This window comes from Leptotrichia trevisanii DSM 22070, assembly GCF_000482505.1.
In the GTDB taxonomy this organism is placed as follows: Bacteria; Fusobacteriota; Fusobacteriia; order Fusobacteriales; family Leptotrichiaceae; genus Leptotrichia; species Leptotrichia trevisanii.
In genome coordinates, this window is record NZ_KI519443.1 from 14,023 (window position 1) to 37,073 (window position 23,051).

Annotated in this window: 21 protein-coding genes; 5 read left to right on the forward strand and 16 right to left on the reverse strand. The window is 30.1% G+C overall.

Going from position 1 to position 23,051, the window contains the following annotated elements:
- Positions 1-151: 151 nt before the first annotated feature.
- Genes K324_RS0109785 through K324_RS14830 form a run of 5 tightly spaced genes read right to left on the reverse strand, consistent with a single transcriptional unit; the run spans position 152 to position 4,678 of the window.
- Positions 152-1,033 carry a hypothetical protein gene (locus K324_RS0109785; protein WP_026748955.1) on the reverse strand — a complete coding sequence of 294 codons (882 nt, stop codon included), beginning with the start codon at positions 1,031-1,033 and terminating at the stop codon, positions 152-154.
- A gap of 32 nt (positions 1,034-1,065) precedes the next feature.
- A complete protein-coding gene (locus tag K324_RS0109795; protein ID WP_026748956.1) occupies positions 1,066-1,989 on the reverse strand; it encodes a hypothetical protein in 924 nt (307 codons plus the stop codon).
- Between the two features lie 21 nt (positions 1,990-2,010).
- Complete coding sequence (locus K324_RS0109800; RefSeq protein ID WP_026748957.1) at positions 2,011-2,904, reverse strand: hypothetical protein; 894 nt, start codon at positions 2,902-2,904, stop codon at positions 2,011-2,013.
- A 23-nt stretch (positions 2,905-2,927) separates the two neighbouring features.
- Positions 2,928-3,836 (reverse strand): ABC transporter ATP-binding protein, encoded by a 909-nt coding sequence (locus K324_RS0109805; RefSeq protein WP_026748958.1) that lies wholly within the window; start codon positions 3,834-3,836, stop codon positions 2,928-2,930.
- A 29-nt stretch (positions 3,837-3,865) separates the two neighbouring features.
- Positions 3,866-4,678, reverse strand: a complete 813-nt coding sequence (locus K324_RS14830) for a hypothetical protein (RefSeq protein WP_036095606.1) — start codon at positions 4,676-4,678, stop codon at positions 3,866-3,868.
- A gap of 290 nt (positions 4,679-4,968) precedes the next feature.
- On the opposite strand from K324_RS14830, the gene K324_RS0109815 reads away from it, so the two are divergent.
- Positions 4,969-5,880, forward strand: coding sequence for a toxin-antitoxin system YwqK family antitoxin (locus tag K324_RS0109815; protein WP_026748959.1), 912 nt, complete (start codon positions 4,969-4,971; stop codon positions 5,878-5,880).
- 192 nt (positions 5,881-6,072) lie between these two features.
- Complete coding sequence (locus K324_RS0109820; protein ID WP_026748960.1) at positions 6,073-6,441, forward strand: pheromone cAD1 o protein; 369 nt, start codon at positions 6,073-6,075, stop codon at positions 6,439-6,441.
- A 139-nt stretch (positions 6,442-6,580) separates the two neighbouring features.
- Here the strand turns inward: K324_RS0109820 and K324_RS0109825 are convergent, their stop codons facing one another.
- The 5 genes from K324_RS0109825 to K324_RS0109850 all read right to left on the reverse strand — a co-directional run bounded on the left by K324_RS0109825 (position 6,581) and on the right by K324_RS0109850 (position 11,926).
- Positions 6,581-7,912, reverse strand: coding sequence for an FAD-dependent oxidoreductase (locus K324_RS0109825; protein WP_026748961.1), 1,332 nt, complete (start codon positions 7,910-7,912; stop codon positions 6,581-6,583).
- Between the two features lie 226 nt (positions 7,913-8,138).
- Positions 8,139-9,116, reverse strand: a complete 978-nt coding sequence (gene asrC, locus K324_RS0109830; RefSeq protein WP_026748962.1) for a sulfite reductase subunit C — start codon at positions 9,114-9,116, stop codon at positions 8,139-8,141.
- Between the two features lie 40 nt (positions 9,117-9,156).
- On the reverse strand, positions 9,157-10,035 hold the full coding sequence (asrB, locus tag K324_RS0109835; protein WP_084533621.1) for an anaerobic sulfite reductase subunit AsrB: 879 nt from the start codon (positions 10,033-10,035) through the stop codon (positions 9,157-9,159).
- The gene (gene asrA, locus K324_RS0109840; RefSeq protein ID WP_026748964.1) at positions 10,032-11,093 is read right to left on the reverse strand and encodes an anaerobic sulfite reductase subunit AsrA; all 1,062 of its coding nucleotides are present in this window, start codon (positions 11,091-11,093) and stop codon (positions 10,032-10,034) included. Before asrA ends, asrB begins: the two co-directional genes overlap by 4 nt.
- A 68-nt stretch (positions 11,094-11,161) precedes the next feature.
- On the reverse strand, positions 11,162-11,926 hold the full coding sequence (locus tag K324_RS0109850; protein WP_026748965.1) for a formate/nitrite transporter family protein: 765 nt from the start codon (positions 11,924-11,926) through the stop codon (positions 11,162-11,164).
- Positions 11,927-12,377: 451 nt separating this feature from the next.
- Here K324_RS0109850 and K324_RS0109855 point away from each other — a divergent pair, with 451 nt between their 5' ends.
- Positions 12,378-12,887, forward strand: a complete 510-nt coding sequence (locus K324_RS0109855) for a hypothetical protein (protein ID WP_026748966.1) — start codon at positions 12,378-12,380, stop codon at positions 12,885-12,887.
- Between the two features lie 159 nt (positions 12,888-13,046).
- Here the strand turns inward: K324_RS0109855 and K324_RS0109860 are convergent, their stop codons facing one another.
- From K324_RS0109860 to K324_RS0109875, 4 genes are all read right to left on the reverse strand, one after another.
- Complete coding sequence (locus tag K324_RS0109860) at positions 13,047-14,567, reverse strand: ABC transporter permease/substrate-binding protein (RefSeq protein WP_026748967.1); 1,521 nt, start codon at positions 14,565-14,567, stop codon at positions 13,047-13,049.
- Between the two features lie 207 nt (positions 14,568-14,774).
- Positions 14,775-15,293, reverse strand: coding sequence for an NAD(P)H-dependent oxidoreductase (locus tag K324_RS0109865; protein WP_026748968.1), 519 nt, complete (start codon positions 15,291-15,293; stop codon positions 14,775-14,777).
- Positions 15,294-15,425: 132 nt separating this feature from the next.
- Positions 15,426-16,268: an ABC transporter ATP-binding protein gene (locus tag K324_RS0109870; RefSeq protein WP_026748969.1), complete on the reverse strand. Its 843-nt coding sequence runs from the start codon at positions 16,266-16,268 to the stop codon at positions 15,426-15,428.
- Positions 16,269-16,292: 24 nt separating this feature from the next.
- Positions 16,293-16,748 (reverse strand): MarR family winged helix-turn-helix transcriptional regulator, encoded by a 456-nt coding sequence (locus tag K324_RS0109875; RefSeq protein WP_026748970.1) that lies wholly within the window; start codon positions 16,746-16,748, stop codon positions 16,293-16,295.
- A gap of 114 nt (positions 16,749-16,862) precedes the next feature.
- Between K324_RS0109875 and K324_RS0109880 the strand changes: the two genes are divergently transcribed.
- Entirely contained in the window at positions 16,863-17,849 is a 987-nt protein-coding gene (locus tag K324_RS0109880; protein ID WP_051354446.1) for a zinc-binding alcohol dehydrogenase family protein, read from the forward strand.
- Between the two features lie 184 nt (positions 17,850-18,033).
- Positions 18,034-18,573, forward strand: a complete 540-nt coding sequence (locus K324_RS0109885) for a C40 family peptidase (protein WP_026748972.1) — start codon at positions 18,034-18,036, stop codon at positions 18,571-18,573.
- A 464-nt stretch (positions 18,574-19,037) separates the two neighbouring features.
- On the opposite strand, the gene lon is transcribed toward K324_RS0109885, so the two are convergent.
- Together lon and clpX are read right to left on the reverse strand one after the other, a co-directional pair.
- Positions 19,038-21,404 (reverse strand): endopeptidase La, encoded by a 2,367-nt coding sequence (lon, locus tag K324_RS0109890; protein WP_026748973.1) that lies wholly within the window; start codon positions 21,402-21,404, stop codon positions 19,038-19,040.
- A 67-nt stretch (positions 21,405-21,471) separates the two neighbouring features.
- Complete coding sequence (gene clpX / locus K324_RS0109895) at positions 21,472-22,701, reverse strand: ATP-dependent Clp protease ATP-binding subunit ClpX (RefSeq protein WP_026748974.1); 1,230 nt, start codon at positions 22,699-22,701, stop codon at positions 21,472-21,474.
- Positions 22,702-23,051 lie beyond the last annotated feature (350 nt).

Consider the following 23,051-nt stretch of genomic DNA (forward strand, 5'->3'; position numbering starts at 1 on the left):
ATTAGTTTTTTACAGCAATTTTCTTTTTAAAATATAATCACCATAATATTGTCATAATATAAGTATAGCATAATTTATTTATTTTTGTTATATTTTTTTTAAAAATTTTCTAAAAAAGTGGAACTATCCAAAATTCCACTTAATTTATATTTTATTCCAAGTTATCATCTTTATTTTCAGTTTCACTCTTAAATTCATCATCTAGAACATTATCATTTTTTTGTCTATTTTTCAAATTAAATTTACTGTATTCACCTTTATTTTTTAAATAATCATTTTCAACATTTAAAAATATTACAATATTTAAAATTTCCATATACACTATAATGATTGCGGTAATAGACAAGAAAACAAGAAAACTCAATATTGACATAACAGTTATCATTTCTGATTCATCTTTTAAAAGGAACATAAGCAGTATAACTTCCAAAATAATTACTATAACAGTTAAAACCATTGGAACTATTACTCTCGTTCTATTTCCCTTAGATAATTCCATACTATATTCTATTGACTCTTTAAGTCCAAAACTACGAACATAATAACCTTCAATATATAACAATGCCCATACATATACAACTATTAATAAGAAATTGAGCATTCCAGCTACTTTATCATCAACAAAAAAGAATACTAATCCTAAAACTAGACATATTCCCAATGTTATAACAACTTTTATAAAAAGTTCAGATAACTTTAAATTACTTTTGTTATTCTCCATTTTGAACGCCACTTTCCTAAAAAAATACCCTTTAAAAAAGCTAGAAATCATATTAAACAGTAACAATATAATACTCATTATCATCAATCCAGCCGCAACATCCTGCTCCCATCCTCCAATTTCCAACACAATCTTTAAAATCTGTACTACAACCACCAACGTTACAGTAAAAAATGTAATCAGAAACGAGAAAAACATCAAAAATTTATTTTCTTTTAAAAGTATTTTAAAAGCATCAAATGCAACTCCAAAATACTCCATTATATTCATTTTTCTTTCAAACAATTCCTGTTGTAAATTCTTTAAATTCATAATTCACTTTTCCTCTCTTTAATCTTATATTTCTATTTATTTTCATCACTTTTGCTAGTATTTTCATCTTTATTCCTACTCAAAAATCTATTTAAGACTTGAGGATTTCCTTCAATTTTATCGACATTTTTAAAATTAAACTGACTATCTTTATGATTTTTGAAATAATCATATTCTACATTTAAGAATATTACTGTGTTCAAAGCATATGTATAAATACCAATGAAAGTTAGAATAATCACTAAAACGACAGAAATTAATATTTTTACAGAAACAACAGAAACATCTGTTATAAAAATTTGTAAAATAGCATAATAAACTCCTATTGCTCCAATTTCAAAAACAATCGTAGGAAATATTTTTCTAAACCTGTTTTTATCACATAATTTTAAGCTGTAATCCGCTAAATCCAAAAGTCCAATATCCCGAATATAATATGCCTCAAAATACAAAAATATCCCTACACTCAGACACAAAGTCATAACAATGCAAAACATAGCTATAATTGCCCCAAACATTCCTAAAAATCCTAAAATCACCAAAATAACCTCTCCAAAAACAATTAACCCTATCAAATTTAACATCTTTAGGAAAAAATCCTTTAAATCCATTTCATTTTCCCTATTTTCAATCTTCAATGCTATTACTCTATGAAAATATCCCGAAAAAATAACCGTAATTATAAAAATCACGAAATTCAAAGCATCAAAAACTTTTTTTAATGTTGCAATTATCTCAAACTGTTCCCCAGAAATATTATAATAATCTATGTCTATTGTATACTTATATTCTAATCCACTCATTATAATTCTTGCCCCTATTATCAAAAATGCAAAAACTACAAACAGCTTATTCTCTTTCAAAATTACTCTAAATACATCAAATGCAACTCCAAAATATTCCATAATCCGCAATTTCTTTACAGCCAGCTTACTATGTATATTTTCCAAGTTCATATTCTACTTTCCTCTCTTTATCTAGCCATTATCAGCTTCATTTTTATTCTCGTCATTATTCAAAATTTGATTATTCTCATTCGAGATATTTCTACTTCCAAATTTTAATTCTTCATTCAAATTTTTTCCCAAATAATCATACTCCACATTTAAAAATATTACAGTATTTAAAATTTGTGAATACAGCGCTAATAAAGTAAAAATCATCACAAAGACAAATACTATTATTAAACCTGCTGCAAAATTCTCTATGTTTAAAACATTGAAAAATATCCTTGTCATAATAATAAAAATCAGAACTCCTAAAGCAATAAAAAATCCCGGTAAAAATTTTCTAATTCTATTTCCACCAGACAATTCCAAACTGTAATCAATTGATTCCATAAGTCCGAAATTACGAATATAATAAGCCTCAAAATACCAGAAAGCCCAAAGTGCCACACAAAGCACAACAATAGAGAATATAATTAAAAAAATACTCCCAATTATTGAATTTTCCATCTTATTCCCAATAATCCCTGCTACAAAAATTATGACTGACAGTATCAAAGTTTTAAAAAATAATTCCTTTAATTTCATATTTTTCCCATTTCCTTCAATCGTTAATGCTACTTTTCTAAAAAAATAGGCTGTAACAAAAAATGAAACTGTCGAAGCGACTGCATTTAAAACATTAAATATTTTAGCCCATAATATCATTATTTCATTAGCCCCATAATAAACCAGAAATTCCTCATTCAATTCTGAATGCATAATTCCTATTACAATTAATGCAACCATAAATACAAACATTGAAACCATCATTACAGGATTTTCCTTCCAAAATCCTTTAAATGCCTCAAAAGCCACACCAAAATATTCCAAAGTAGTCAGTTTTTTCTCCATTAATTTTTCTCTTACATTTTCCAGACTCATAATTTCACTTTCCTTTCCATAAATTAAATATTTTCTTCAATTTTTCTCATTTCTTCATCTTGTTTTTTTAAATAATCGTATTCCACATTCAAGAATATTATCATATTCATTATTATACTGACTAAACCTAAAACAGAAGAAATTATCCCACATATTATAGAAACAGGAAATACAATATATGATGGAATATAAATAAAACTTTGTATAAATAGTGGTATTATAAATATACAATTTATCAATCCCAAAATGAGCTGTGGAACCAATATTCTCAATCTGTTCTTTTTAGATAAACTTAAATTATACTTGAAGGTGTCTATTACTTTCATATCTCTTGCATAAAAAGTTTGTATGAAATAAAGAATGTTTAAAACTATCAAAAATATAATAATTAGATACATTGTCATTGATATTATCAAAGGTAGATACTTAAAAAATCCTATTTCTGTATTTTTTGTTAATACTAAAAAAATAATCGTTGTTATTGTTGCTAACAGGGATACTACAATTCCAATAATTAATACAGATAACAAATATATTCCTATAAACTTCAAATATTTAAGAGCTACATTTTTAAATCTGTACTCATTTTCCCTACCTTCTATTTCACAGGCGATTTTTGAGTATACAACTGCTCTTATTAATCCCGTACCAGCTGAAATCATTAAAACTCCAACTGAAAGTAAAAAACTTAACATGCTTCCTCTTAAAATAGCATCTGTATCTCCAACCTGACTTGCAACCTTTATCTCTGCTTTAATAATCTGTTGTAAAATATTGAAAAAAAATGTACATATATTTGCAACAACTAATAAACTTACTACTTTTTTGTTTTTCTCAATAAAAACTTTCAAACTCTCAAATGCTCTTTTAAAATACTCCCCCATTTTTAACTTTCTCTCAAATAACTCTCTTTGCAAATTTTCAAAATCCATAATTTATTCATTTCCTTTCAAATTTATTTTTAATTTTTATTTTTCAAATAATCATATTCTACATTAAAAAATATTATAACCTCCATTACAGTTGCAAAACTTCTTATACAACTTAAAATAATTCCAGAAAAAATAGAGATTCCACACACAACAGGTAATGGAACATTATGGGAAACAAAAAATCCATTAAAAAACGGCACCATAATTCTAGCTTCCATAAATCCTAATATAATAATAGGTATCAGTATTCTTAATCTATTCCCTTTGGATAATTTTAAATTATACTTTAGTGCATCCATTATTTTCATATCTTTAGTATAATAAGTTTGCACAAAATATAGAGCATTTAATACGATTATTAGCCATAAAAAACTTGTTATACCCGATATTGCAGATAAAATAATCATCAAAATTTGATTATTTCCTGTTTTAAAAATCACATTATCTCCTACAAAACCAAGTATAAATGTAATTGACACATATATTGCTGTATATTTTACAAATTTTAAAAAAATATTTTTAAATTTATAATTCTCTTCATCATTTTCAATTTTTTTAGCAACGTTTGTAATTACAACTGCGCTAAAAATATTAACGAATATCGGTATTAATGCCTGACGAATCGTAAAAATTCCAATGTATTCAAATATTGAAATTTTTAACATAAACATAGAATTAATTACACCTAAAAATAACCATCCTGCATTTACCATTATAAAAAACATTACCCAAAGCACATTTTCCTTCATAAATACCTTCAAAACTTCGAATGTCCGCTTAAAATATTCTCCCATTTTCAATTTTCTCTCAAATAACTCTCTTTGTAAATTTTCAAAATCCATAATTTATTCACTTCCTTTTAAAATACTTCTTTCTCAAAGCTATTATTCACATATTCTCAGATGGAAAGATATTTTTCTTGTAAATTATTTCTTAAATCCATCAAAACTATCTTTTTCTATAAAATCAAGTTTAAAATTTTCTAATGTTAAAATTATAACATATTTTATTTGTTTTTAAAAATTATTTTTCTAAATCAAGTAAAGGAAAAATTTTCATTTTTATTCTAAGATAAATATAATTAATTTTTGATATAATGAAAATAATGTTAGAAAAAGGAGGCAAATTTATTATGCTAAAATCATTCAAAAAATCAATGGTTGTTTTATTTTCATGTGTATCTGTGAGTATGCTGGCTTCTGCTGCAACCCCAAACGTTACACCAAAAAGAAGTAGTGAATATTTATCACAGTCATCACGTGCATTAAGCTCACATTACAGCACTGTTGCTGATGTTACTATTTCTGGAAATCTTGCAACTTTAAAGGAAACTGGACAGCCATTTACTGGGACTTATGTTGAATTTAATCAGGCTGGAAATGCCCAAGCAGTAAGAAATTATCAAAATGGTGCATTAAACGGGCCTATGTTCCTATACTATGAAAATGGAAATTTACTAAAAGTTGTAAATTATACAAATGGTGTTAGAAATGGTGAGGACATTGACTTTTACGGAAACGGAAATTCAAAAGCACTAAAAAATTATCAAAATGGTGTATTAAATGGGAAAAGTTATGAATTTGACGAATTTGGACGTTTAACTTCTTCTCTTGAATATGCAAACAACACTAAAAACGGAAAAGAAATAAAATTTTCAAACGGTGTTGTAACAAATGAAAATACATACGCCAACGGACAATTAAACGGTGAAGCAAAATCATACTATTCCAACGGAAATGTACGTTCAAACGGAAATTATTCACATAATTTAAGAAATGGACAATGGACTTGGAATTATGAAAATGGTTCAAAAAAACTGATTGAAACTTATCAAAATGGTTTAGTTACAGAAATTTTAGGATATTCAAAAAACGGCGGAAAAGAACGTGAAATGAAACTTACAAATGGAAACGGTAATTTTACCCAATATTATGATAATGGAAAAGTTAAAGTACAAGGTGCATTAAGAAACTATAAAGCCTATGGTAACTGGAGTTTTTACAACAAAGACGGACACTTGACTGATACTCAGGGATTTTATTAAAAATAGTTGATTTTTTTAGAAAATGGTGTATAATGACAATAGGAAAACTTTAAAAACAAGTAGAAAAAATTAAAATAAAATTAGTTTATATATGATTTTTAGTTAATTTTTATAATTTAATTTTAGAGTAATCCGAATATATATTTAAGGAGATTTGAGAAAAAATTTTTATTTTGGAAAGTGGTGTTGAATATGAAGAAATTATTGTTTATATTAATGCTTTTACTAAATGTTTTGGGATTTTCGGCAATGAAAAATGGTATTTATTCTGTTGAGAAGAAATATGATGGCAACTGGACTTCATTCGTAAAATTAACAGTTAAGGATGGAAAGATAATTGGTGCCCAATACGATAGAAAAAACCAAAAAGGTGAATTATTCTCAATGAATCAAAATTCATTCAGAGATGTAGCCCTTGAAATTTCAAGAAATCTTGTAAATTCCCAAAATGTAAGTTCCCTAAAAGGAAAAGATGCAAAAGCAGTATCAGAATTTAAAGAAATGTCAAACTTTTTAATTAATAAGGCCAACAATGGCGAAACTGGAAATTTCAAAATGTAATTAAATTAAGAAAATAAATAAATTTTGATTTCTGAAAAATTAAAAAGTTAAAGTAATAAAAAAGGAGTCTTCTCATCATTAATTTGAGATTGCTCCTTTTTTCATTTTATTTATTTCTATTCCATATCATAAATATCTTCTATTTTAAAGCGTTTAACCCTGCTAAATTCAAGAAATTCCAAGGCTTGTTATAATGAGGCTGGAAGAAAAAGTCTACAAATGCCAGTTCTTCTACAGTCATTTTATTTTGGATACATACTGACAATGTGTTAATTGATTGTGTCAAATCAATTTTAGAATTTAACTGTGCTCCTAAAATTACTCTGCTATTTTTGTCATAAACTACTTTTAATGTTACTTTTTCATAAGTCGGCATAAATTCAGGACGATAATTGTCAACTGCTATAATACTTTCCACTTCCAGTCCATTTTCTTTCGCAGCTTCCTCTGTCAAACCAGTCGCCGCCATATTATTTTCATAAATTTTTATTCCAGAGGTTCCTTGAGTTCCCAAATGTCTTATTTTATTTTCAAGCAAGTTTATTCCAGCTAGTGTACCCATTCTTACAGCATTTGTTGCAAGCGGTATATAAACTTCTTTTTGTAAAGAATTATAAAATACTGAACAGCAATCTCCAGCAGCCATAACATCCTTGTTGCTTGTTCTCATGTATTCATCAACTTTAATCGCTCCATTCGGTAACATTTCCAACTGTCCTTTAAACAATGAAGTGTTTGGCAAGAATCCAACACACATAATTACCATATCTGCCTCATACACATTTTTATCAGTAACCACTTTTGTCATATTTCCATCGTTTCCTTCAAATTTTACAACCTTTTCTCCAGTTGCAATAATAATTCCCCTATGTTTAAACGATTCTTCAGCAATATCTGTAAATTCCTTGTCAAAATATTTACTTAAGATTCTTTCTTCGGCATCCACTAAGACAACTTCCTTCCCATTGTCCCTAAACGCTTCCACAAGTTCCACTCCAATGTACCCTGCTCCAACAACAACAACTTTTTGAGAATGTTTTGTTCTTTCAATAATTTCATTTGAATGGTTATAATTTTTACAAAGTAAAATGTTATTCAGATCAACTCCTTCAATTGATGGGATAATCGGCCAAGAACCAGATGTTATAATCAATTTGTCAAAAGTTTCGTTAAATTCAATCCCAGTTTCCAAATTTGCCACACGGATTGTTTTCCCTTCAATATCGATATTTTTCACATCGTGTCGCATTCTCATGTCAACATTCAATTCTCTCAGTTTTTCAGGCGAAGAATAAAATAACCCTTGAGGATCTTTTACAACTCCCCCCACATACAAGGCAATTCCGCAAGATAGAAATGAAATGTTATCATTTCTCTCAAACACCACTATCTCAGCCTCAGGATTTGTTTTTCTCAAGTTCACAATCGCAGCCGTTCCAGCATGCGTACATCCAATTACTACAACTTTCATACTTTTAAATTCTCCTTTACAATATCTAAATTTTAATTTTTATCCCAGATTTCAATAATTTTCAAATCAAATTATTTTTTTCTCAATCTATTTAAATTATACTATATTTTGAAAAAAAATCAATAGTATTTTGAAATTTTTACAAATTTATATTCAAATTATTTTAAAATAGAAAAAGGTTACCTAAGAATTTGTCTCAGATAACCTTGATTTTATTAAAATATTCTTACAATATCCCTTGATACTTTATCCCATTTCCCCAATACACATTATTCACCATAACAGTTTCTTCTGGCAAATTAACATCTTTTAGTGCCCACTTCTTAAATTCTTCAAAGCCTGTTCTGTCAACAATGTAACCAATATGTTCTTTTGGAAGACTTCTGTCGATGTATTTATCAACATATTCGTAAGTATTTTTTATTATTTTTATTATTGATTCCTCATCTGCCCAGAATAACCAGTCTTCTGCCAATCTTGGATTTTGTTTTCCACTTCTTCCCATTATTGCAAGTTTATAATACTTTTTAGGAGATCTTGTCCATGCTCCTGTTGGGCAGTTCAGTACACATTCTCCACAACCAATACATCTTTGGTGATCTCTTACAGGTTTATAGTTTTTATATGAAATTGCTCCTGTTGAAAGCTTTTTACATTTTCTTTCACACATTCCGCAAGAAACACATTTTGATTCATCCAGTTCAGGCTTTGCCATTCCGATTATTCCAAAATCGTGCATTCTAACTTTTTGACAGTCATTTGGACAACCTGTTAATGCCACCTTAAAGTGAAAATCATTTGGAAATATTGCTTTTTCGATTTTCTTTGCAAATTCTGTTGTATTATAGGCGGCTTTTGGACACACCTTATTTCCGATACAGGCAGCAACATTTCTTGTACCAGCAGCGGCATATCCCTTATCTTTGTCCTTATAATTAATTTCCAGTTTTTCCATAATCGGCTGCACCATCTTATTGACTTTCTCAATATCGTTCCACGAAATTCCCAATACTTCAAAACCTTGACGAGTTGTAATATGAACATTTCCATCTCCATAAGTATTAGCTATTTTTGCAACCATTTCCATTACTTCTCCAGTAATCGCACCTCCTGGCACTCTCACACGCAATGCCGTTTTAGATCTGTCCTTTGTTACCCTGAACGCATTTTTGGTAACTGTTTTTCTATTTATATCCATGCTCATTTTTTTACCTCTTCTTTTGTTTTTTCTTAAAATTCATATCTTAATCAAGCAGTTTTTTTGCAAAATCATATCTAAATACTGGCCCTTCAAGGCAAATATATGTTTCATCAATTTTACAATGTCCGCATTTCCCAACGGCACAGGACATCTTTCTTTCAAAGGAAACCCAGATTTTTTCATCTGGAATACCTGTTTTTAATATTTCAAGGCAAGAAAAATGCATCATTACTGGAGGCCCTACAACAATATATTCGACTTCATCCATATTTTCAGGAATCTTTAAGTCTGGAATATATTTTGTAACCATTCCTTCGTGCATTTCATTTTCTGTCTTTCCAATATTTCTTGCTGTTTCTACATTATCCAATGTTACAAGTATTTCAATATTTTCTCTCCAACGTGAAAATTCCTCTTCAAAAATAACACTTTCATAATTTTTATATCCAACAATGATTTTAAAGGACTTCATTTGATCAGGATGCTTTGTAAAATATTCGATAATTGGGCGAACTGGAGCAATTCCACTTCCTCCAACAATCATTACAATATGTTTATTTTTGTATTGTTCAATTGGAAAACCGTGTCCATAAGGTCCTCTCAAAAAAATTCTATCTCCTGCCTTCAGTTCAAAAATCCTGTCTGTAACTTTCCCAACTTTTCTAATCAGAAAATCAAGATAGCCTTCCTCCAAGTCAAAATTTGCAATGGAAATAGGAGCTTCCCCAACTCCCGGCAATGAAACCTGCATAAACTGTCCAGCATTTACACTTCCATTTTTATATTCCACACGAAATAGCCATTCCAACCCGGTAACTTTCTCAATAGACAAAAGTTTGTGAACAGTTGGCAAATATACGTTCATATCCATTATAGCCTGTTCATCCATATTTATTGTATTTAATGTGTTAATTGCTGTCATTCTGATTTTCCCCCCTTTTTCTCAGCTGAAATTTTTTTTAGTTCGGCACTTAGTTTATTAATACAGTTTGAGAATGAGATGTATTCAGGACAGGCATCATCGCATCTTCCACAGCCTGTACACATCTGATAGCCAAATCTCTTTTTAAAATCAGATATTTTGTGCATCACTTTAAATCTCATCCTATCTCCGTGTCTTTGTCTAAATGAATGTCCACCAGCCATATCCGTAAAGCCGTTTACATGACACGAAGCCCATACACGCCGTCTTTCTCCATTATTTTCATTCTCAGTGTAAAAAATGTCCTGTGTAGTCGTACAAGTGCAAGTTGGACAAACAAAGTTGCATTTTCCACAGGCTATACAACGGCTGTCGTATTCACGCCACAAATCCAGATTTATAATATCCTCAAGCTCAATATTATCAGGAATATCCACGTGAATTTCATTGTCTTCCACAAATTCCATTTCAAATTCCACATTTTCTTTTATTTTATTGTTATTATTTTCAGCGATAAGCTCATCAAAATACACTTTCAGCTCATCATCTCTTATATCAGCAAATATTTCCTCTTCTGTAACCTTTATTCCAATATTATATTCATCAGTCCTGTTAGTCCCCATATCCACACAAAAACAGTTCTCAAATGAATTTGGGCATCCAAACACTACAAATTTAACCTTATCCCTTACTCTTTTATAATAAATATCCAGAAACTTGTTATTCAAGTAAACTTCATCAACTCTTTTTACAGAATGTAAATCACAGCTTCTAAGAAATATTAGATATTTTTCATCTTGCTCCTTAGACATTTTGCATCCTTCTTCTGTAAAATAGAACATTGTCTGTGTTATTGGCAACATTACTTCCTTTGCTGAAAAATTGGATTTCTTGTCAAAACATATTTCATCAATCTTGTCAATTTCAGAATATCTGATGACAGAAGTATCTGAAAATGTCCCACGAAACGGTATCTCAACTGGTGCATATATTTTATATTCCTTTTTCAGCTTTTCAAGTACCAAATCAAAATTTTCACGATTTAAGCTAATTTTCATTTTCCCTCCAAAATTTATTTATTTCTCTCTCTATTAATTTTCTATCCAAAATTTTTTTATTCCAATTATTATTTATCCTTTTTTGCCAAATAATAACAGGCAAACCCAATAAATCCTCCCCCAACAATATTCCCCAGCGTTACAAAAAGCAAATTGTAAAAATATCCATTTAATGTTATTTCCTTTGCCCCATCATATATCATTCCCATCAATAAAAGCGTCATGTTAGCTACACTATGCTCAAATCCCGCTGTTATAAAGGCAAATAGACACCAGAAAACCATAATTAATCTGGCAGTTTCCTCTTTTAATTTCATTCCTGCCAAAACAGCTAGACAGACAAGAATATTACACAAAATCCCCTTAAAAAATAGACTTTGTGGTGAACCTCCTATTTTTGCCTTTGAACTTTTTATAATAAATTCTACAACTGGTTTTGAAGCCGCATTTGACATCACATAAATAACAGCTGTTGCAATAGAGCCCACAAGATTTCCCAGATAAGACACTATCCACAAAAGCAGTACATCTTTTATACTCAAAGCCTTATTCAAAAATCCAGCTACCCCAACCAGATTGTTCCCCGTAAATAAGTCTGTTCCGAATATAACAACAAGACTTAACGCAATCCCAAAACTGACACCCATAAGAATCTTATTAGTTGGCAAACTACTGCTAACTCCTCCCACTGTAAAAGCCAGCAAAATTCCAATCCCAATAAACATCCCTGCCAAAAAGGCTGATAAAAAATATTTCCCCTTACTTTCTTTTAAAAGCCCTATTTTACTTTTTGCAGCATTCGTCACTAGTTCTAAAGTTTCTTTATTTTTCATTCTTTTATACTGTAATAAAACTGTTTTTTATTACATTCTCCCTTCCAGTTAAATTTATTTGTGAAAAATTTCTTGTATTAAATTATCACATAAAAATTTAAAAAAGTCCACAAGGAATTTTATTTATTTTATATTTGTAATTATAATATTTTGAATATCTAAATTATAATAAAATCACTTTAAAATTGAACTCAAAAGTTATAATTATATTCCTTATACTAAACCCTATTTAAATGGGAAATAGTATTAAATTTCAAGAACATTTAATTTTAATAATTTACTACTAGATATAAATAAAACTATTTTAAAATTAATTTTAGTAAAAAAAATTAAAATTTCACAAAAAAGACACAATTTTTCCATTTTTTTGTCAAAATTTGTTGATATTATATTCTTGTCAATAAGAAATGACAAAAAATAAAACTATGAATAAATAATCGGAGGAATTATTATGAAAAAAATAGATAAAAATAAAATTTTAGGAATTGCTATATTAACCTCACTGTCAGTATTTGCAGGAACTACCCTTACAGCTGCAAATAGTACCGGCAGAACAACTACTACTGCAAACAGTACACCTAGTGATGAATGCAAACCACCACATAAATTACAACAAAAAGACAGTAATGGAAATATTATAGATGAAAACGGAAATATTATAAAAAAACCTGATTTTACTAGAATCGAAGAATTAAAGAAAAAATTGAACAATGGAAAAATTACAAAGTCTGAAGGTACTGAAATTGCAAAAATGCTGGAAAGAAAAGGACAACATAAAAAACCAAACGATAAATGTAAGCCAAAAGATGTACCAAAAAAATTAACTGATGCAGAAATTCAGTCATTAACAAATTCATTAAATAATGGAAAAGTTTCAAAAGAAGAAGCTGCTAAACTGATTGAAATGCTAAATCATAAACCTAGAGAGCCTAAACCCAATGATATGCCACCTTTAGACTAATAAAACAATCATACTAATAATAATGCTAACAAATATATTTTTAATAATTCATATCTTGAATAGTGAATTATTCTAATTCTCTCTCCATATTCACTATTTTAAGAAAAAAATGGCAATCCTGCAAGTTATAAAAAATTATAATTTAGGACTGTCATTTTTTTATTTTTTAATTAATCCATTTTTTATCAAATATTCCTTTGCCACATCATAAGCCTTTTTACCATTGACTCCTACTTCAAAGTTCATCTTACGCATTTCATCATCTGTAACTTTATTATGTAATTTATTCAAAATTTGCTCTAATTTTGGATATTTTTTCAGAGTTTCTCTTTTCATTAAAGGAGCTCCCTGATATGGAGGGAATAAATTCTTATCGTCTTTCAGAACTGTCATTTTATACTGCTCCAGCTCACTATCCGTAGAATAGGCATCAATCACATTTATATCTCCACTTTGCACCGCCACATAACGTAATTTTGGCTCAAATTCCTTCACACTTGAAAATTCAAAGTTATATAATTTCTTCATTCCTTTGTACCCGTCCTCCCTGTCAACGAATTCTCTTGTGAAACCAATTTTAGCCTTATCTTTTACTCGTGCCAAGTCTGATATTTTTGTAATATTATTTTCACTTGCAAAGTTTTGTGAAACTCCGACTGCATAAGTGTTATTATATGCCATCGGTTTTAACAGTACCATGTCGTATTTTTTCAAGATTCCATTTCTAGCCTGCTCATAAACTTGCTCTTTTATATTGCTTACTGGCGTTTCGTTAAGGAATGTAAATACTACAGTCCCTGTAAATTCAGGATAAATATCAACTTCTCCTGATTTCAATGCATTAAAGTTAAATGATGTAGTTCCAAATCCTGATTTTAGTTCCACATCTACATTCATTTCATCCTCAATAAGAAATTTATACATATTTATCAATATTTCCGGCTCTGTTCCCAATTTCCCTGAAATTACAATTTTATCTCTTTTGTTTTGCTTATTCATAACTAAATTTCCAGAAAAAAATATTATAAACAGACTTATAAATGAAATTATAATTACTTTCCAGTTTTTATTTTCCAGTTTTCTCAACATAAAATCAAATAAAACTGCTAATAATGCAGATGGAATTGCTCCAAGCAAAATTAAGTTCATATTATTTCTGTCAAGCCCAAGCAAAATCAATTTTCCAAGCCCTCCTGCACCAATTAACGAAGCAAGTGTCGCTGTCCCAATGATAAGAACTGTCGCTGTACGGATTCCTGCCATAATTACAGGCATCGCAAGTGGCAGCTGAATTTTAAAGAGCTGTTGTGCCTTATTCATTCCCATAGCCCTTGAAGCCACCATATATACTGGATCTACTCCATTTATTCCAGTATACGTGTTTCGCAAAATTGGAAGCAAGGCGTAAATTACAAGTGCTGTAATTGCAGGTTTTCTACCAATTCCCATAACTGGAATCAATAATCCAAGTAATGCTAGTGAAGGTATAGTTTGCATTATCGCTGTAAGTCCGATAATTATTTCTGCTATTTTCTTATTATATGTCAAATAAATTCCAAGCGGAATTGCAATAATCAAAGCAATTACAAGTGCATAAAATGAAATCTGCATATGCTCAATAACAGCCTTGAAAAACTCTTCTTTACGCTCATAAAATACTTGAAAAAAGTTATTATTCATTATTTTCTCCTTTTATTTCTAAAATTTTATCATTTAAAGTTAAATCAGGGAGTGTCTAAAAAATTCAAAATCTATGTTGTATTTTGTTTATGAATTGTTATAAAACTAATACTGTTGTTTTTGACTTAAAAAATTTTCAAAAAATCATCATTTTAATAGTTTTCAGCATACCTAATTATGACTATTTATTTAGAGTTTTATCTAATCTTATAAATTATTTTCTATATATTCTGCATATTTTTTTGCACTTTCAGCAATTTTTTCATCGCTTAAATCTGGCATTACTCCAAATAATGAATAAATTGGCAATTCAATACCTTCAACATAAGCTATGCTTAATAAAAACGGCTTTAACACTTCTTTTATTGTCAATCCATTTGTTCCATCATATCTTGATGCAATTCCTCCAGTTGTCACTGCAACTCCAATTTTTTTACCTTTAAGCACTTTATTTTCGCCATAATGAGCTGCCATAAATACAGTATCTATCCATTCTTTAAGCAAAGATGGACAATTAAACCAAAATAAAGGAAACTGCAATATTAAAGTCCCTGTTTCAGACAATAATTTCAGTTCTTTTTCAACGTCAATCTTTCCATCAGGATATTTTTCATAAATATTATACAATTCTACATTTGATAATTTTTCTGCTTCTTCTTTAAAGGCTTTGTTCGCTCTTGAATTTTCCATATCAGGATGTGCCATAACTACTAATGTTTTTTTCATTTTTATTTTCCTTCTTTCTTTCAAATTTTTCATATTTGTTTTATTAATAATTCATTTTCAAAAATTATTAAAGTTACTTCTTTATTAAGGTATGTCCGAAAACTATTAAAATGATGATCTTTTGAAAATTTTTTAATCTTTACTTCTACAATTTTCTATTTCCATAACCAGTTTTGCATATTCCCCATTTTCCTTCAGTTTTTCAATAATTTTTTTATCAATTTTATTTTCCGAATTTTCATTTGTTTCCAAACTAATAAATTCCCTTACAAATTCATCCTTCGGATTATTAATTAATTCAGATTTCGTTCCAGATTGAAGAATTTTCCCATCCCTAATTATAAAAATCCTGTCTCCTAAATAAAAGGCTTCCTCAATATCGTGCGTTACAAAAACAATCGTTTTATTGATTTTCTGTTGTAATTTTTTTATATCCTTTTGCAAACTTTTTCTTGTAATCGGATCCAATGCACTAAAAGGCTCATCCATCAATATAATTTCAGGATCTCCCGCCAATGCCCTTGCTATCCCTATTCTCTGTGCTTCTCCACCAGACAGCTCAGCTGGCATTCTTTTCAGATATTTTTCACTTTCCAGTCCAATCATTTCCAGCAATTCCTCTGTCCTTGCCTTAATCTCTTCTTTCTTCCACCCTTTCAGCTCAGGTACAACACTTATATTTTCTTCTACTGTCAGATGCGGAAACAAAGCCACCTGCTGCAAGACATACCCCATATTCCAACGCATTTTATAAATATTATATTCAAAAATATTTTCCCCTTTTATTTTTATTTCTCCAGAAGTCGCATCTTCCAACCGATTTATCATTTTCAAAGCTGTAGTTTTCCCACTTCCCGAAGTCCCGATAAACACAATAAATTCTCCTTCATTTATCGAAAAATTTATGTCTTTTACAGCTTCATTTCCATTTGGATATTTTTTACTCACATTCTGAAATTCTATAATTTTTCTCATATTTGCCCCTTTCTATCAATATTTCTACTTTTTGTTTTTCTTTTTTTCAGCTTTCTCTAAATTTTGCGAAATCCTTTCCAAAAACTCTTCACACATTCCAATTTCCTCTTGAGAAAACCCTTCATAAACATAATTTGTCATAGTTTCAGAAATTTCCTCATATTCCTTTTTAAAGCCCTGTGCATACTCTGTAAGTCTTATCAGCACTTTCCGCCTATCATCAGGATGTGGCGCTCTTTCTATTAGCCCAGCCTTTTCAATTCTATCTAACATCGGTGTAAGTGTATTTATCGCAAGCCCAGTTTTTTTCGACAATTCCTTGCACGTTACATTATCCTTTTCCCAGAGTATATGCAAAATTTTTCCACGCTCACCATTAAAAACAGTAATTTCTCTTTTTGAGAGAATATAATTTAAAATTCTATCATGTGTCTGCTTAATTTTGCTTATATATATTCCCAAATTTACTTTTTTATTCATTATAATCTCCTAATCTACACAAAATTTTCTTGACTTATTAGTTCTATATAGTATAATACTATAAAGATTTATTTTTGTCAATTAAAATTTAAAATGTAAGAAAGGAATTTTATTATGTTAAACAAAAAAAATACTATGAAAGCCGTTGTTCTTGAAAATCCTTGTACTGCTGATGAACTAAAAATTCAAAATATTGAAATTCCGAAAGTAAAAAATGGCTGGGTTCTTATAAAAATTAAGTCTTTTGGAATAAATCGGGCTGAAATATTTACTAGAGATGGGTTTTCTCCTTCTGTGAAATTGCCACGCGTGATTGGAATTGAATGTGTTGGCGTTATTGAAGATGCTTCTGATAGCCATTTTCAGAAAGGAAATAGAGTTTTCACAATGATGAATGGTTTGGGGCGTGAATTTAATGGAAGTTACGCCGAATACACGCTTGTACCATCTTCTCAAGTTTATCCAATAACTCTTTCAGAAACAGACTGGGTAAAACTTGCAGCATATCCTGAATTATACTACACAGCTTACGGCTCTTTATTCAAAAGCCTGCAGTTAAAAAACACTGACACTCTGCTGATTCGTGGCGGAACAAGTTCAGTTGCCCTTGCTTCAATCCAGCTTGCCAAAAGTTTTGGAAACACCGTGATTGCAACATCAAGAAGTAAGACTAAAGTTGAATTTTTAAAAGAAATGGGAGCAGATTTTGTCCTAATTCAAGATGAAACTTTTGACACTCAGTTACAAGAATATTTTCCAGACGGAGTTGACAAAGTCCTTGATTTAATCGGCACTCCCACTTTGAAAAATTCTTTAAAATCTGTGAAACAAGGTGGAATAGTCTGTATGACAGGCTGTCTTGGAGGATGGGTAATCGAAAATTTTGAACCACTTGACGAAATCCCTTCAGAATCCTACCTAACTTCATTTAACAGCACAATTGTCAAAAAAGATACAATAAAAGAAATGTTTGATTTTATTGAAAAACATCTCATAAAACCAAGAATTGCAAAAATTTTTACATTAAATGAAATTTCTTTGGCACATAAATTTTTAGAAACGAATAGTGCTAATGGAAAAGTTATTGTAGAAGTAAAATAATTGATTTTGAACTATTAAATATGCTATAAATTCAATTTAATTTACTTTAATTTAGTTGTTTCAAACAATTTTATAAGTTATACTTTCGTTTAATTAATCTAAAATTAATTTTTTAAAAATTAAAATAAAAGACAATGTTGCTATAATATATTTACCAAAGTTCAAAGGTAGATTGGAGGTTCTAATGAAGAAAATATTGATGCTAGCTGGAGCTTTAGTTATATCTGCTGTATCATTTGCGGATTTACAAAATACAATCAAAAATCATTATAGTAATAAAACTATAGATTTAACTGTTGTATCAAAACCAAGACAAGAGGTGAGAAGTAGTGGAAGTTCTTCTACAGCAGTAAGAGATCAAATTATCTCTTTCGCACAAACAAAATTAGGTTCACCGTATGTTTGGGGAGCAACTGGTCCTAACAGTTTTGATTGTTCAGGCTTCGTTGGTTACGTATTCAAAAAAGCTGCTAATGTAAACTTGCCTAGAGTTTCAAGTTCACAAGCAACATTTAAACCAAGAATTTCATCAATGAATATGACGAAAGGCGATTTGGTATTTTTTGAAACAACTGGAAAAGGGCGTATTTCTCACGTAGGTATCTACATGGGTAATAGACAGTTTATTCATGCTTCTTCTGGAAGTAGAAGAGTAACAGTTTCTAGTTTAGACAGTAATTTTTACAACAAGACATTTAGATGGGCAATTAATCCATTTAGTTAATCTATGAATTAATTTCTTATAAATAAATATATTCTTTACATAAAATTCTTGTATAACAAGTAAAAATAAAATCATATAGATTTTAAAAAATATAAAAAACTTTGGAATGAGGAGTTATATCTTAACAGAGATATTACTCCTTTTTTTTCTCAAATTTCAAATGATACTAAACCTAAAAACTGTTATTGCGAAATAAAGGAAAATGGCGATCGATTTCCCTTGCTTATATAAAAAGAAAAAATATAGAATTATGAAAAATATTAATTAACAATAAGAAGTTTTTCAAATTCTGAATAAGAATCCCTTATATGGATACTTAAAAATTAGATTTGATTTTTTTTTATGAGGTTATCAGATTAATTGTTATAAAATTTTATTTCTATTTTTTAAATGGGGTTTAGTATTATTTTATAAAAATAAAACAGGAAACTCCATAAATTAGAATTCCCCGTTATTATAAACTATTATTTTTTCTCAGCCACCTTTTTTACAGCTTTACTTTTCTTCGCTTCTTTCTCCACAAAAACAATCTTTTTCACATCATCATAAGTTTTAGCAAAGTAGAATTTCATCTGGTCTGCAATTTCCTTTGGCAATTCCTCTGTATCAACTTTATTGTCATAAGGAAGCACAACATCTCTTATACCAACTCTGTGAGCCCCAATTACCTTCTCCTTGATTCCACCAACTGCTAAAACCTCTCCAGTAATCGTTATTTCTCCAGTCATTGCCACATCCTGTCTAACTTCCTTATCCGTCAATACTGAAATAATTGCTGTTGTAATTGTGATACCTGCTGATGGCCCGTCTTTTGGCACTGCTCCTTCAGGGAAGTGTAAATGAACATCTGTTGTTTCGTTAAATTTTTCCTTGATTCCAAGTTCATTCTTTATATGCCGTACGTAAGAATAAGCCACTCTAGCTGATTCCTGCATTACATCTCCTAGTTTTCCTGTAAGCTGCAGCACACCTTTTCCTTCCATTTTTACTGCTTGCACTTCTAAAGTTGTACCTCCAACTGCTGTCCATGCAAGTCCATTGACAACACCAATTTTACCTTCTTTTTCTTTAACTTTATCTACTCTGAATTTTGCATTTCCTAAATATTTCTTGATTTTTGCTTCAGAAACAGAAATCTTTTTGCTGTCAGATTTTGATACAAGTATTTCTTTTGCTATTTTTCTGAACAATTTACTAATTTCTCTTCGTAAATTTCTTACTCCAGCTTCCCTTGTGTATTCGTTTATAATCTTCATAACTGCTTTATCAGAAAATGAAATTTTATAATCCTTTAATCCGTTTTCTTCTTGTGTTTGAGGTATCAAATATTTTTTTGCAATATTTAATTTTTCAAATTCTGTGTAAGATTCGATTGAGATAATCTCCATTCTATCACGAAGTGGACCTGGAATTCCGCCCAGATCATTTGCCGTACAAATAAAGAATACATTTGACAAGTCAAAAGTATGATCAATGTAGTGATCTTCAAATGAATTGTTTTGTGCAGGATCTAAAACTTCCAGCATTGCTGAAGCAGGATCTCCTCTAAAGTCAGAAGCCATCTTGTCAATTTCATCAAACAGCATTACCGGATTATTTACTCCAACCTGTTTCAATGAGTTTATAATTCTTCCTGGCATTGCTCCCACATAAGTTCTTCTATGCCCACGAATTTCGGCTTCATCTCTTACTCCACCAAGTGAAATTCTTGTGAATTTTCTATTCATTGAACGTGCCACCGAATGTGCAAGCGATGTTTTCCCTACACCTGGAGGCCCCACAAGACAGATAATCGAACCTTTTAATGTCTTATTTAATTTTTTAATTGCCAAAAATTCCAATATTCTTTCCTTAACTTCTTCCAGCCCATAATGATCTTCGTTTAGAATTTTTTCAGCTTTTTCAATATCAATTTCATCATTAGTTGAAACTTCCCACGGTAATTCAAGTACAGTTTCAAGATACGTTCTGATTACCGAAGATTCAGCAGAAAAATCTGGCATTTTCTTCATTCTCGAAAGCTCTTTTACCAACTTATCCTTTAGCTCCTGAGGAATTTTTGCATCCCGAACTCTTTGATCAAGTTCCTCCAGTTCCTCGTCTGAATCAGTTCCTTCTCCCATTTCTTCACGCATTACCTTGATTTTTTCACGCAAGTAATAGTTTTTCTGAACTTCTGCCATCTGTTCTTTCACACGATTTTCAATTTCACGTTCAAGCATAAAAATCTCAATTTCTCTTTCAAGAATACTCAAAATTTTATACGCTCTTGCCTCCACATCCAATATTTCCAATAATTCCTGCTTTGTTTCAACTGCTATCATCAAATTCGTACAAATCAAGTCGAAAACCTTGTCAATATTGCTAATCTCTTTTATATTGTAAATAATATCAGGCAGCACCTTATTAGTTTTTTGTGCATAATTTGAAAATTCATCAATTACCCTACGTTTCAAGGCCTCAGCTTTACTTTCGTCGATAGGCTTTGAAAAAATTTCTTCATATTCAGCATAAACAACGCCATTATCATCTTTTGGAAATTGATTGATTAAAACTCTATGTTTAGCTTCAACCAGTACCTTTACATTTCCATTTGGCATTTTCACTGTCTGTATAACGTGAACTAAAACTCCAGTTTCATAAATATCTTCTGGAAATTTTGGCTCTTCCACATTTGCATCTTTTTGTGCCGAAAGAATTAGCTTGCTGTCAAATCTTGAAATTGCTTCTTCAAGACTTTTCAGGCTTGACTGCCTACCGATAAAAATCGGAGTTACAACACCTGGAAATACAACTAATTCTCGTGTAGCTATAAATGGTTTATTTTGCATAATTTCTCCTTTCATACTTCTAAATCCATTCTTTAAACAGTTACAATAAAACAATTTTAAATTTCTATTATTCAATAATTACTTTTTCTTTATCCGTAACTGCTTCTTTCGTAATTATCACTTTCTTAACATTTTCCTTCGATGGAATTTCATACATCAAATCAGTCATAACACTTTCAATAATTGAGCGAAGCCCCCTCGCCCCAATTTTTCGTTTAAGTGCCAGCTGTGCAATTTCAACAATTGCATCCTTCTCAAATTCCAGATCTACATTTTCCATTTCAAAATATTTTTTATATTGTTTAACAAGTGAGTTCTTAGGTTCTGTCAATATTTTTATCATTGCCTCTTCATCCAGTCCGTGAAGTGCCGTAATTACCGGTAAACGTCCTATCAATTCAGGAATTAACCCAAATTTTATCAAATCTTCTGGCAACACATTTTCAAACAAAGTTAAGTCATCCAGTTTCGTATTATTTGTTTCAAGCCCAAATCCAACTCTTTTTTCATTAACTCTATCCTTAACTTTCGCTTCCAGTCCTTCAAATGCTCCACCAACGATAAATAAAATATCCTTTGTATTAATTTCAATCATTTCCTGATTTGGATGTTTTCTTCCACCTTGTGGCGGCACACTTGCAACAGTCCCTTCAATGATTTTAAGTAACGCCTGCTGAACTCCTTCTCCAGAAACATCCCTTGTAATTGACATATTTTCCGATTTTCTAGCAATTTTATCAATTTCATCAATATAAATTATTCCATGCTCTGCTGCTTCAATATCATAATCAGCCGCTTTTATCAGTTTTAAAAGTACATTCTCGACATCATCCCCAACATATCCTGCTTCTGTCAATGTTGTTGCATCTGCAATCGCCAAAGGCACATTCAATGTTTTCGCCAATGTCTGTGCAAGCAAAGTTTTCCCGCTTCCAGTAGGTCCCACCAGCAGCACATTTGACTTTTGCAGTTCCACATCATTATCTACATTTTTTTGTTTGTGCATTATTCTCTTAAAATGATTATAAACCGCCACAGATAACACCTTTTTAGGCTGTTCCTGTCCGATAATATATTCATCAAGTTTTGCCTTTATTTCTTTTGGCTTTAACAGCGTGATTTCCCTGTTATGCTCATTTTCATCATATTCCCTAAAACTGTCCAGCAATTCCGCACTGTCTTCTATACATTCATTACAAATAAACACATCATCCTCTTCAGGACTCTGTATCAACCGTTCCACTTCATGCTCTTCCCTGCCACAAAATGAACAGTAATTTTTTTTCTTATTTGCCAATATTTTTCACCTCGTTTTTTCTTTATATATAATTTACTATTAACAATAAATTTATTTAGCAACTTCATCAAGATGTTATAATTTCAAAAAATTAAATACAATCTTTAAATATTTATGTAAATGATTTTTCTTTAGATTTTATAAAGTGAATTATATTATATAGATATTTTTTCTTTTTTCTACGTAAAGGGGATCAATCGCCATCCCCTTTACAATCCCCGCTCGTCTAAGTATTTTTTGAAAATAAAAATTAAACTCACTTCGTTCAGACAGAAATTTTTATTTCCAAAAAATCACGACATTTTTAATCCAATTATAAAAGCCTTTACAAGAAATACTTAATGATAAAT

Bases quoted from the DNA above. Each gene is read 5' to 3' on its own strand.
- K324_RS0109785 (WP_026748955.1), bottom strand. From the start codon at position 1,033: ATGAATTTAAAGAATTTACAACAGGAATTGTTTGAAAGAAAAATGAAT.
- K324_RS0109795 (WP_026748956.1), bottom strand. From the start codon at position 1,989: ATGAACTTGGAAAATATACATAGTAAGCTGGCTGTAAAGAAATTGCGG.
- K324_RS0109800 (WP_026748957.1), bottom strand. From the start codon at position 2,904: ATGAGTCTGGAAAATGTAAGAGAAAAATTAATGGAGAAAAAACTGACT.
- K324_RS0109805 (WP_026748958.1), bottom strand. From the start codon at position 3,836: ATGGATTTTGAAAATTTGCAAAGAGAGTTATTTGAGAGAAAGTTAAAA.
- K324_RS14830 (WP_036095606.1), bottom strand. From the start codon at position 4,678: ATGGATTTTGAAAATTTACAAAGAGAGTTATTTGAGAGAAAATTGAAA.
- K324_RS0109815 (WP_026748959.1), top strand. From the start codon at position 4,969: ATGCTAAAATCATTCAAAAAATCAATGGTTGTTTTATTTTCATGTGTA.
- K324_RS0109820 (WP_026748960.1), top strand. From the start codon at position 6,073: ATGAAGAAATTATTGTTTATATTAATGCTTTTACTAAATGTTTTGGGA.
- K324_RS0109825 (WP_026748961.1), bottom strand. From the start codon at position 7,912: ATGAAAGTTGTAGTAATTGGATGTACGCATGCTGGAACGGCTGCGATT.
- asrC (WP_026748962.1), bottom strand. From the start codon at position 9,116: ATGAGCATGGATATAAATAGAAAAACAGTTACCAAAAATGCGTTCAGG.
- asrB (WP_084533621.1), bottom strand. From the start codon at position 10,035: ATGACAGCAATTAACACATTAAATACAATAAATATGGATGAACAGGCT.
- asrA (WP_026748964.1), bottom strand. From the start codon at position 11,093: ATGAAAATTAGCTTAAATCGTGAAAATTTTGATTTGGTACTTGAAAAG.
- K324_RS0109850 (WP_026748965.1), bottom strand. From the start codon at position 11,926: ATGAAAAATAAAGAAACTTTAGAACTAGTGACGAATGCTGCAAAAAGT.
- K324_RS0109855 (WP_026748966.1), top strand. From the start codon at position 12,378: ATGAAAAAAATAGATAAAAATAAAATTTTAGGAATTGCTATATTAACC.
- K324_RS0109860 (WP_026748967.1), bottom strand. From the start codon at position 14,567: ATGAATAATAACTTTTTTCAAGTATTTTATGAGCGTAAAGAAGAGTTT.
- K324_RS0109865 (WP_026748968.1), bottom strand. From the start codon at position 15,293: ATGAAAAAAACATTAGTAGTTATGGCACATCCTGATATGGAAAATTCA.
- K324_RS0109870 (WP_026748969.1), bottom strand. From the start codon at position 16,268: ATGAGAAAAATTATAGAATTTCAGAATGTGAGTAAAAAATATCCAAAT.
- K324_RS0109875 (WP_026748970.1), bottom strand. From the start codon at position 16,748: ATGAATAAAAAAGTAAATTTGGGAATATATATAAGCAAAATTAAGCAG.
- K324_RS0109880 (WP_051354446.1), top strand. From the start codon at position 16,863: ATGTTAAACAAAAAAAATACTATGAAAGCCGTTGTTCTTGAAAATCCT.
- K324_RS0109885 (WP_026748972.1), top strand. From the start codon at position 18,034: ATGAAGAAAATATTGATGCTAGCTGGAGCTTTAGTTATATCTGCTGTA.
- lon (WP_026748973.1), bottom strand. From the start codon at position 21,404: ATGCAAAATAAACCATTTATAGCTACACGAGAATTAGTTGTATTTCCA.